This is a genomic window from Gilliamella sp. BG2, assembly GCF_046635645.1.
Lineage (GTDB): Bacteria > Pseudomonadota > Gammaproteobacteria > Enterobacterales > Orbaceae > Gilliamella > Gilliamella bombi.
Genome location: NZ_JBIDFF010000012.1, coordinates 69,850 through 80,574 on the forward strand (window position 1 = coordinate 69,850; position 10,725 = coordinate 80,574).

Below are 10,725 nucleotides of genomic sequence, written 5' to 3' on the forward strand. Positions count from 1 at the left end.
TACTTAGTATTTATTTGGGTGCAAAGTTTGATTTTTATATAACCAAATTTGCTGTAAAATTTTGGTCATAGTGACAGTTGAATAAGAATACTGTCATTTGTAAAAATAATTCAAGAGTCTATACCATTATAATTTTGTTTTATTATTAGTGTGGGTGCGTTACGCTATTGATAATCTCTCAAACTATAATAATTTTAGATGAAATTGTTAGCACCATTGAAAACGTAAAAAGAATGACCAAAAACAATAGAGAATAGCAAGGGACAAATAGATATATCTTATTTTTCTATTTTTTATAAAAAATAAACTCAAAATTAAGGGAATGGTAAGGATAAGAAAAACGTCTTCACTATTTCTTCCACTTAATGGTAACGTGCAAAGGTTGTCTGGATCACCTGTAAAAATCATCCATTCATATTTATTGGTTGAAAATAAATTAATAATTATTAATAAAAAGGCGAAGTGGATAAATGAAAGGATGTCCTTTTTCATAATCATTAAATCCACTTATGATTTAAAAAAGTAACTATCACCAATAGCACTACCTTGAGCACCAAACTGGCGTAAATTGTGATCAACGGCATTCATCGATTGCCAATGGTTTTCACACCAATCAGGAGCAAGTAAAGTTGGTTTTCTGGCATTAGCTGATATGCGATGATACAAAATATTGGCTGGCGTTTGGCGAATGATATCGCCAGCAATATCGACATATTCATCTAATGATAATACTGGAAGCCGCCCAGCCCGCCACGCTTTTGCCATAATACTACCTTCAACAATATGTAAAGGGTGTAATTTTAAACCGTCCACACCACAGTCTAGCACACGCTCAAGGGTTATAAAGTTATCTTGTTTGGTTTCTTTCGGTAAACCAATAATTAAGTGAGTACAGACCTTAATGCCAAGCTTGCGTGCCTTTTGTACGGTTTGATAATAATCATCAAAAGTATGCCCTCGATTAATATCGTGTAAGGTTTTGTTATGAGCAGTTTGTAAACCAAGTTCTAACCAAACTTCATAGCCATTGGATTGATAATTCGCAAGCAAATCAAGTGCTTCATCAGGAACACAATCAGGGCGAGTGCCAACACAAAGCCCAACAATATCCGCACTATTCAGGGCTTCTTCATACATACTTTTTAGAATTTCAACCTCGGCGTAGGTGCTGGTATAAGCTTGAAAATAAGCAAGGTATCGTTTAGACTTTTTCATCTGTTGGGCTTGCGAGGTTAATTGTTCAGAAATTGATTTAACCTGAATAGATTCATCAATGATTGAGGCAACATTACAAAAAGTACAGCCACCTTGCCCAATAGTACCATCTCGATTGGGACAACTAAAGCCACCATGTAAAGTAAGTTTATAGATCTTTTCGCCATAACGACGTTGTAAATCGGAACCGAATGTATTAACGACTAAATGAAGTTGCATTATAAACCAAATAAAATTTTTAATTATTTTAGCAATATGTCTTGTAGGCCATATCTTATCCATAATACTACTTTTCAACAATATATAAATATTTTTTATAACTCAAAAAAAGATTGAAATTGATCGCTGATTAAGTAAGGGTAACTAGTGTTGTTTTTTACACTGTGATGTGCGGTAAGTTTAAGGCTTGTTGTAATTAATAACTAGGAGTTAACATGTAACTCACCAATAAATATGCTGAAGGTTATTCTGGTAAACGTTATTACAGAGGTTGTGAATATGTTGATGTTGTTGAAAAATTGACAATTGATCGTGCTAAATGTTTCTTTAAATTTATTTACATTTCTTTACAAAAAAGTCCGCCAAAAAACTAGCCAACTATTTCTTAAATGGCTATACTTTAATCGCTTTAGAAAGATAAGCTTATTAAATAAGCGAGCAGTTATAAAAAATCTAAATAAAACAAAATATTACTTGACAGGTGGAACAAAATGCAGTACCATTTTAGGCACAAGGCACTGGCAAACTTATGTCTTAAATTTATCAAATAATCCTATTCGACGAGTTTTTGCACGAAACTCATTTATATCATCGAAATTATCCACAAAATTATTTTCAAAAATCCCATTGGCATTAGTGCCGTTGTTGTTATTGCCGTACTCTTTAGAATCGCAGGCATTATCGGCCACGACTTCTGAGCGCATTCACGGTACTGCGCCTTATTTAACCTTTGATGGTGGTGTTACTAAAGTGACTAAAACAGAGGACTTATTAGGTATTAAGTTATCAGATGGTCGAACATTTACATCGCAAAATAATTCTTCATCACCGACAGCGCCAATCAAGTTACCGAATATAGGGGATACTTTGGCTGATATTGAAATGATAGTCCCGCCATCAAGCGACTCAATAAATATAAATGATTTAGTGACCCAAGGTAAATGGAGAGACGATGATGGAGATGGACAGGGAGCAAGTGGAGTTACTGCATTAGGAAGTATATCGTTAGCAATAACGGATAAAGATGGCAATACCATTAATCGTAGTGATGCATTAGATATATGTAATGCACCTTATAAGGTAACTTTAAGTAGTACTGGAGGGAATTTAGCTACGCAGTATGGTGAGCCAAGAAGTAGTACTTTTAGTGGAGGAACAGCGGAGTATTATATCACTTTACCGTCACTGCCCGTTATTTGTGCGGTCAGGCCGAATTTGTTGTTGGGTGGAACAACTGGCTTGGGTTGGGACGACCCACGCTTCGCTGGTCCTGCTAACATATGGGATCCAGTTAAGGGCTTTTTAGTCCAGTCAACAAACCCGTCATCTTACGGTTTGAATTTTCCAACTACGGGGTCAGATGGATTGTATTTTGATTTGCTTATTGCTGGGGTAGATGCAAGTCAGTTGAGTTGGACGGTTACCACACGTGGTGATATAACGGCAACGGTGAGTTGGGTAAGGCCGCGTTCAGGTTCATTTATGGACCCATCATGGGGAAGTATTGTACAATATGATTCTTGGATTAGAGATAAATCCAAGAATGTAACGCGGGTAACGTTGAATGGTCCAGAGGCAAGAAGCCAGTGGAGCAATTCTAATCCTAGTCAAATTACCGTGCCATCTTTGCCACAGACATTTGAATTAATCGGTAGGGATAGAAGTGGTAATGAGGTTCGGTATGGATTTGAATTGAGGCAGTGGTTCGTCAATCGGGGTGGTCAATTGAAAACTTATAGTGACCAGTTAGCATGGTGTAATAGTTTGGGTTATCGAATGCCACGGGTAAGGGATTTAACCAATTCAAACTATAATAATTTAGGCGCAACACCTAGCTCATCAGTTAATTATTACATGCGTTATATAGGAGCAGGTTTTTTCACGGAGTGGGGCCTCATGAACTACTACGCTGATGCGGGCTTCATTTACTACAACTGGTGGACAAGCGACGCAGCAGGTAGCAATAGCTTACTTGTCAACTCGGGCGACGGCAACGTCGCCGGCTACAGTAACGGTGAGGACCATCCTGGTCTTTGTTCCGCACCTTAGCTTTTAGCGTTTAGTTCTTAATCCTTAGGGCGCGGAAGAGGGTTACGGTGCCTGAGAGGACAATATAACAAAGAATAAAGCCCCGCGGCAGTTGGGGCGTTTCCCTTAGGGTTGCGCAGTTGTGGCACAGCCACAATAGCGCCGCCCCCCTCCGCCGACGCAGAAAGCGTGGCAGGTAGTCCAGTATTACGCTGTGGCGGTTTAAAGCTGTGGTCTATTTTAGTTCGGCAAGGTTTCGGACGTATTGACCTTTGGGGAATAAAATAGCTATCTTGAATACGTCCTAGCAAGGGGAATTAGAGCGAACTCCTTTTGCAATCCCACGCTTTAGCGCATAATGTGTCTACGGCGCCCCTCCGCCGTCGATCGGTCTTAACGCACTGTTTGTGGGATTACTTGTATCATCCTGACACTCGCCTTTTCGAGACCATCTTCGCTTTGCTAAGATGGTCAAATTTGTTCCAGACAAATTTGTCAGACGTAGTACAAACTCGCCAAACATCCCTGTTTGGCGTGCTAATCTCACTCTGTTGTCGGCACATTCAGACGCCGAAACAAAACAGACAACATAACCTTGAGTGGTTTTTATAAGTTATTTTTTATAAAAAACAATACAGTTACCCTACAAAAGTTGGTTATATAAAATTATTGATTTTATTGTTTTTTTAAATATGCTAAATAAAATCAGTATTCTTATGACTAGATTTGAATTGTTCAAATGATGCTATTAAGCAATGTTATTTATGTGAGTTATTTCTTTTAAAAGTTGCAGTACTATTTTTATTGCAATGTATTAATATTACTTATAACTCATAAAAAAAGATTGAAATCGTTTGGTTGTTAAGTAACCATATAAGTGTAATACCCATTTTTGCAAACGATAAAGCAAAATCTGACAAACTAAATAATTGATGATAAGGATCCAACATGTTTAGTAAAGATATGACTATTGCCGATTATGATGCGGAATTGTGGAATGCTATTAAAGGTGAAGAACAGCGCCAAGAAGATCACCTTGAACTGATCGCATCAGAAAACTACACCAGCCCACGAGTAATGCAAGCGCAAGGTTCGCAATTAACCAATAAATATGCCGAAGGTTATCCCGGAAAACGTTATTATGGTGGTTGTGAGTATGTTGATGTTGTTGAAAAATTAGCAATTGATCGTGCTAAGGCTTTATTTGGTGCTGATTATGCTAATGTGCAACCGCATTCAGGTTCACAAGCTAATTTTGCCGTTTATATGGCGCTTTTAAATACAGGCGATACTGTTTTAGGTATGAATTTGTCTGAAGGTGGGCATTTGACGCACGGTTCGCCCGTTAGCTTTTCGGGTAAACTTTATCATGTTGTGGATTATGGTGTTGATGATTCAGGGCGTATTGATTATGACAAGTTAGCTAAAACAGCCCAAGAATCTAAACCTAAAATGATTATTGGTGGTTTTTCGGCTTATTCTGGGGTGGTGGATTGGCAACGTATGCGTGAAATTGCAGATAGTGTGGGCGCTTATTTGTTTGTGGATATGGCGCATGTGGCAGGGCTAGTTGCGGCAGGTGTTTATCCAAATCCTGTTCCTTATGCACACGTTGTTACTACTACAACTCATAAAACTTTAGGTGGTCCTCGTGGCGGTTTGATTTTGGCTAAAGGTGGTAGTGAAGAATTATATAAAAAGTTAAATTCGGCTGTCTTTCCTGGAGCACAAGGTGGTCCTTTAATGCATGTAATTGCCGCTAAAGCAGTTGCGTTAAAAGAGGCGATGGAGCCTGAGTATAAAATCTATCAACAACAAGTGGTGAAAAACGCTAAAGCTATGGTCGAGGTGATTTTGCAACGTGGCTATAAGGTAGTTTCTGGCGAAACACAAAATCATCTGTTTTTAATTGATTTAGTCGATAAAAATATCACAGGTAAAGAAGCTGATGCGGCTTTAGGTAGTGCTAATATTACCGTTAATAAAAATAGTGTACCAAAAGATCCACAAAGCCCATTTGTAACATCTGGTGTGCGTATCGGTACGCCGGCTATTACTCGCCGAGGCTTTAAAGAAGCCGAATCGCAAGATTTAGCTAATTGGATTTGTGATGTTTTAGATAATATCGATGACGAGCAAAACATCCAAGCCGTGAAAGAAAAGGTGCTTGAAATTTGCCGTCGTTTGCCAGTTTATCAGCATTAATGGTTGTTTCATTTCGCCGACGGTTGTCGGCGAAATGGTTTTTTGCTTTTATTTACCAATATTGGCATTTGTGTCAGTTTTGTTTTGGGTTTGTGCTTGTTTGTGCTGTTCGATATAGCGGTCAAGGTAACCTTCATGCCATAACCAGCCTCCTGTAACTCCAACACCAAGTAAAATTGCTAACCAAAAAATAATAACTAATTTGTTGTGACGTTGTTTCATTGGATCGCGCAAATTACGTTTTGCATTGGTAGGGAGCTGGGCTTTGCTAGTAAGCAAGCTTCCTAGCATTAAGTTGATTTTGACTTGCCCATTAATTGCCCAACCAGATGCTTCTAGTAATGGTCCAAGTGTTCTTCGACGTAATTTTAACCATGCTAAAATAACAGAAGGTCCTGAAATAATTAGAAATAATCCAATAAAAACTAAAGGTACTTGCCACCAAGCTAGCGCAAAAATGGCTTGGAATATTGTGGCTAATGCTGTGCCGATTGCGCCAATGGCTAAACCAATTGCAGCAAAAATCCCTACACTTTTACCAATATCAAACTTATTAGCTGGATTTTGTAGTGCTTGTTCACTTGATTTTTCGACATCGACATCTTTGCTGCTTGCCCATTTGTTAATTTGTTCGGTAATCACACGCCCCATACGTTGATAAGGTGCCCAAATAGCTTGTTGGATGCTGATTGGCTTAGTGATTATTTTCACAACATTGGCATCCCAATCGTTACCTTTATTGTCAATAAACACACCATTGCGACCTTCAATTAATAAATCACCTTGCCCTGCTGTCATTGCTGCTGCAATTAGCTGTTTTTCTCCATGTCTAGTGCATTCACAATAAAGTAAACAGAGTTCAGAATAATTTGCCATGGTTGCGTGTTTGGCAATATTATCGACCGCAACGCAAAGTGTTGCACAGCGACCATCAATGTAGAGTTCACCAAGTTGAAATGCTGCTCGTGTTTCAGGCTGAAAGAAGTCTGCAAAAGAGGTAAAGTTAACTAGCAAACGGTAAAGATGTTTATGAAATAGGACTAATTTTTCTAACACGAGAATATCTGATGCGGATATCGGTGTTTGATTATCTTGTTCAACCATCTTCTCAAATTCGGTCAGTAAATCATTGTTAGCTAGGTTGGTAATGATGCTAATAGGAATATCATCTATACTGGCCGAAGGCTCAATTTCAACAGTTAAGTGTGCTATTTCGGGCTTAGTGCTAATAAGTGAGGTATATGCTTGCAAGCTTTGTTGTATATTTTGCCATTCTTGTTGTGTTAGTTGGTCTGGGTTGGATAATGATGATTCTATTAATGCCTTAAATCGGCTGATTTTAGCTTTCCAAAGTGGATTTAGCCCATTGACTAGATCTAGAGTATCAGTTGTGTCGATTTTGGATAGCGGTAATTCGGCTAATTCTACTTCAGATAGTAATCCGTTTTGTGTTGGTACAATATATCTTTCGTCTACATTAAGTGCATTTTGCGCTTGAGGGGCGTATTGTGCTAACTCAGCACGTAAAAAATAATCATCAATTTTGGGTTTTAATAGCTGAATTAGTTTCCAAATTTCTGCGGTATTTTCACCAAATGGGGTTTGCGTATTACTTATTTTTGTTTGCCATTGTAACCAAGTTTGTAGATTTTCAACAAAGGTGGTTGCTATGTTTAAATCAATGCCATCTTGCCCACTCATATCTTTTTGTGCACCAGTAGTTTTGATTGCTGTTGCAATAAACATTTGCATGTTTGGTGACAATTCGCTTGATGGAGGAAAGATCAAATCACCATTATAAAGTTTGTCAGCATTGATTTTTATTGATTGTTGTATATCATCTTGTGTTAAATAATCCACATTTTTTTTATTTAAGCTAGCTAAAATGCTTTGTGCGGTGACCGATAATTTTTTTCCTTGCGGGGTCGATGAGTTAATTTGTGATAATGGTAGTGTTTCACTTGTACTTAAGATACTATCAAATGAGTTGATTTTATCGCAAGTCCAGCTAATGGCGTCTAAAATATCAGGTATGCGAATACGTCCGTCATTATCTGAATCGAGTAGAGATAAGGTTCGTTCATCAAAATCCAACCCTGTTGTTGGGCAACTTAGAGCGACCCATAATTTAGGATCTAAATCAGGTAAATTAATAATATCACTGGCACTTTTAAATACGACTTGATCAAGCCCACCAACACGTTGAAATGTCCACATATGGCTCATAATAATCTCCACACAAAAATTTGATAATATCTTTGTTAAAAGAAAACAGTGGGTTGTCTACATTTCATGACTAAAATAACCCTCTAAAAACTCATAAGGCTTTTTACTGGATATCGCTTGATGAGATTTAATTGTATTATAATAGCTAATAAATCGCTTAAACTTTTGTTTTCTATTTTTTGAATCTTCGGATATTTGCTGATTATGCCATATCTCCATTAAAGTTCGTACCACTCTTTCTGCTTTTCCATTTATTTATTGGTAGTTAGGTTTAGTGGCTTTTTGGTTTATGTGATTATTATACATTTTAATAAATCGGTGAATGCTACGTTTTCTTTATGATATAGTGCTATTGAACCGAGTGAAAAATAAAGCCTAATGGAAAAGGAGGTTGTTAAATGAATAAAATAGGAAAAGATGAATTAGTAGTTACCTCACTTTTATCTATACTTTTGGATGATACACTTGAATATTATAAAATTCATTTAAGTGATTCAATTCAACCTACGAACGATGATGATCCTTTTGCAAGAGCAAGAAGTATTATCACAAAGCTATCAGATAAAGACCAAGAAAAGATTTTTAATTTTCTGCGTATAGTAATAGTAGATACAATGTCAACGATTTTTGGAACCATAGACGGTTCATGTTTTCCCCCGAATATTAGTGGTGATTTCGTTCTTGAGTATGATGGAGATGAAATACAAGGTTCATTGCAAGATGAGTTAATTGCAAAAGCAGAAGAGATTGGTGTCTATGATTAATAGCTAAAAGTAAAGAATTTATTTTACATTATATTATTTATATACCAATTGCTTTTAAAATATATTTAGGTACTTAATGAATTCGCTGAAAGAAGCTCATACAAAATTATTAAAATGGTTTAATAATGAACAACTGTGGAAAATTACCAAGAGGTAAAAGTGGTTAAGACAATATACGTTGATGTAGATTTTAATGGGATAATTATTTTCGACTATCCAGGGATACTGACCCCCTTTGGTGGGAAAATAAATAATGGAGAAAATATTCTCAAAGAATTTACTACAACAGGCAAAGGTGATTCTGTGCTTGATGAAGGAATTGCCTTACCTATCATGGGTATTGATGATGGTGGCTACGTTGTTCGTTTGTTTTTAAATGAAACTCCTTGTAATGAGAATAGATCCATTATATTCAGTGATAAATATTTTTATCTTAATGTTACTGGAAATTTATATATCGCTGATATGTCAGTTTTTTGGGAGTGGGAAGAATATACTGGTTGGAATAATACCGATATTCCTAAAGGAATATATAAAGTCTGTCTGGAGGGAGTAATTTTAAAAAAAAATGAGGATATTTTTTATTGCTATGATTTGATCTTAGAAAAAGTAAGTAAAATTGGTAGAAGAGAAATTGAACCACGCTCAGATTGCAGGCTTTATTAAAAATAATCTGAGTAGAATGTCTTAATTGATGTTATAAAGAAAAATAACATCTTGATTTTCTAAATCTTATAAAAAAGCAAACAGACCACCAGTGCTATCCTTGTACCACCTTTATAACGCCCTAGCCCTACGTATCGGAAAAACATCAGATTGTTGACTGTAAGGGGAAATTTTAAGGCTAGATCAGCTTTATTCTTTAAGCAAAAAGTACCCGAGTTTGCTACTGTCGCTTATAATGCGGAAAGAAATGTTATTTAACCATTACAAAACGATTTTATAGTTTCAGTAAAAATTGTTTGATGCATATCATAGAGCATATTCAGGCCTAGATGATATTAAAGTTAATTCCAAATTTATAATTTGAGTATTTTTGTAACATACTCTAAAGTTGCTAATTTCATGAAAAGTTGGTTTAAAGAACTAGGATTAATGAAATGAATGACAAAAATCTTATCGAAATTGATGACTATTTATCTACTTCAACAAATTTCAATTTTTTAAAATTATTAGACGTTGATAATGCATTGGATTTAAGAGATGAATCCGAATTTGATTATCAGTGGATGAATGTTTTTAATTCTTTGAAAATGTGTGACTTTAATGCGAATGAAGTGAAATTTATTAATATGTTACGAGAAAAGGCTTTTAAACAATCTTTTAAAATAATTAATAATTTTGAAATATCTTCCCGAATTTCTGATGATATTGAGATAATAGCTAAGAGTTTTATTGCTAAGAAATATAAAAATTGGGCTATCACGCACTTGTGGTCAACCTATAAAAATAAAAAATTTCCAATATAATTATTATTATAACTTAATAAAAGAATTAATTATCTCTAATAAATTGCTTAGCCCATTTTATTTAATGTATTAAATCGTAGCAGCTAGACGGCGTAGACAAGGGTAATGCAGTTATCAATTATGGGGAAAATGGATTCAGAAAATTGAACACCAATTAATAGAGCAAAATTTCAGGTATCATGGACAATATTTAGACGGATAAACCAGCCTGCATTACAATACTTTTAAGTATTATGAGCTGAGCATAGGTAATTTTATTTAGCTAGATTTGATTGGTTGTTGAGTGGGATTAATTTGTATCAGTATGATATTAGTAGGTTGGCTTTAGTTGTAAGTTATATAAAATTCTTCAGATATTTATCTAGGTACTTCAAAAACAGTGAATTCATCTATTTAACCAAAAATAAATGACTAGATAGGCAGTATCATAAATTTAGAAAAGGATATTGGAAATTGAAAGTATTCGATTTTAGGTAGGGTAATTATATGAGTAGTATTAAAAATTGGATCGGCTACACTAATTCATACAACTTTTTTAAGGGGTAAGGTAAACTTATCACAACTAAAAAAGGAACAAATATGAATAAGATTAAACGCAA

10 protein-coding genes and 1 pseudogene are annotated in these 10,725 nt (G+C 35.7%); 6 read left to right on the forward strand and 5 right to left on the reverse strand.

Annotated elements, in window-relative coordinates:
• Positions 1-207: 207 nt before the first annotated feature.
• Together ACGH6Q_RS06905 and ACGH6Q_RS06910 are read right to left on the reverse strand one after the other, a co-directional pair.
• On the reverse strand, positions 208-498 hold the full coding sequence (locus ACGH6Q_RS06905; protein ID WP_363319040.1) for a DUF2645 family protein: 291 nt from the start codon (positions 496-498) through the stop codon (positions 208-210).
• Between the two features lie 9 nt (positions 499-507).
• Positions 508-1,434 (reverse strand): TIGR01212 family radical SAM protein, encoded by a 927-nt coding sequence (locus ACGH6Q_RS06910; RefSeq protein WP_296301040.1) that lies wholly within the window; start codon positions 1,432-1,434, stop codon positions 508-510.
• Between the two features lie 221 nt (positions 1,435-1,655).
• Between ACGH6Q_RS06910 and glyA (ACGH6Q_RS06915) the strand changes: the two are divergent.
• Both glyA (ACGH6Q_RS06915) and ACGH6Q_RS06920 read left to right on the forward strand, forming a co-directional pair.
• Positions 1,656-1,787 (forward strand): annotated as a pseudogene (gene glyA / locus ACGH6Q_RS06915) (serine hydroxymethyltransferase); the annotation flags it as partial.
• A gap of 121 nt (positions 1,788-1,908) precedes the next feature.
• Entirely contained in the window at positions 1,909-3,483 is a 1,575-nt protein-coding gene (locus ACGH6Q_RS06920) for a hypothetical protein (RefSeq protein WP_411592451.1), read from the forward strand.
• A 343-nt stretch (positions 3,484-3,826) separates the two neighbouring features.
• Here ACGH6Q_RS06920 and ACGH6Q_RS06925 read toward each other — a convergent pair whose 3' ends face one another.
• Complete coding sequence (locus ACGH6Q_RS06925) at positions 3,827-4,009, reverse strand: hypothetical protein (RefSeq protein WP_411592452.1); 183 nt, start codon at positions 4,007-4,009, stop codon at positions 3,827-3,829.
• 401 nt (positions 4,010-4,410) lie between these two features.
• On the opposite strand from ACGH6Q_RS06925, the gene glyA (ACGH6Q_RS06930) reads away from it, so the two are divergent.
• Entirely contained in the window at positions 4,411-5,667 is a 1,257-nt protein-coding gene (gene glyA / locus ACGH6Q_RS06930) for a serine hydroxymethyltransferase (protein WP_411592454.1), read from the forward strand.
• A gap of 48 nt (positions 5,668-5,715) precedes the next feature.
• Here the strand turns inward: glyA (ACGH6Q_RS06930) and ACGH6Q_RS06935 are convergent, their stop codons facing one another.
• Both ACGH6Q_RS06935 and ACGH6Q_RS06940 read right to left on the reverse strand, forming a co-directional pair.
• Complete coding sequence (locus ACGH6Q_RS06935) at positions 5,716-7,893, reverse strand: MerC domain-containing protein (RefSeq protein ID WP_174799000.1); 2,178 nt, start codon at positions 7,891-7,893, stop codon at positions 5,716-5,718.
• Between the two features lie 57 nt (positions 7,894-7,950).
• Positions 7,951-8,148: an integrase core domain-containing protein gene (locus ACGH6Q_RS06940; protein ID WP_363319071.1), complete on the reverse strand. Its 198-nt coding sequence runs from the start codon at positions 8,146-8,148 to the stop codon at positions 7,951-7,953.
• Positions 8,149-8,291: 143 nt separating this feature from the next.
• Between ACGH6Q_RS06940 and ACGH6Q_RS06945 the strand changes: the two genes are divergently transcribed.
• The 3 genes from ACGH6Q_RS06945 (at position 8,292) to ACGH6Q_RS06955 (ending at position 10,126) form a co-directional block, all read left to right on the forward strand.
• Positions 8,292-8,657, forward strand: a complete 366-nt coding sequence (locus ACGH6Q_RS06945; protein WP_411592456.1) for a hypothetical protein — start codon at positions 8,292-8,294, stop codon at positions 8,655-8,657.
• Between the two features lie 135 nt (positions 8,658-8,792).
• Positions 8,793-9,323 (forward strand): hypothetical protein, encoded by a 531-nt coding sequence (locus tag ACGH6Q_RS06950; RefSeq protein ID WP_411592457.1) that lies wholly within the window; start codon positions 8,793-8,795, stop codon positions 9,321-9,323.
• A 434-nt stretch (positions 9,324-9,757) separates the two neighbouring features.
• Positions 9,758-10,126, forward strand: coding sequence for a hypothetical protein (locus ACGH6Q_RS06955; protein WP_085165057.1), 369 nt, complete (start codon positions 9,758-9,760; stop codon positions 10,124-10,126).
• Positions 10,127-10,725: the final 599 nt, after the last annotated feature.

Bases quoted from the DNA above. Each gene is read 5' to 3' on its own strand.
- ACGH6Q_RS06905 (WP_363319040.1), bottom strand. From the start codon at position 498: ATGATTATGAAAAAGGACATCCTTTCATTTATCCACTTCGCCTTTTTA.
- ACGH6Q_RS06910 (WP_296301040.1), bottom strand. From the start codon at position 1,434: ATGCAACTTCATTTAGTCGTTAATACATTCGGTTCCGATTTACAACGT.
- glyA (WP_411592454.1), top strand. From the start codon at position 4,411: ATGTTTAGTAAAGATATGACTATTGCCGATTATGATGCGGAATTGTGG.
- ACGH6Q_RS06935 (WP_174799000.1), bottom strand. From the start codon at position 7,893: ATGAGCCATATGTGGACATTTCAACGTGTTGGTGGGCTTGATCAAGTC.
- ACGH6Q_RS06945 (WP_411592456.1), top strand. From the start codon at position 8,292: ATGAATAAAATAGGAAAAGATGAATTAGTAGTTACCTCACTTTTATCT.
- ACGH6Q_RS06955 (WP_085165057.1), top strand. From the start codon at position 9,758: ATGAATGACAAAAATCTTATCGAAATTGATGACTATTTATCTACTTCA.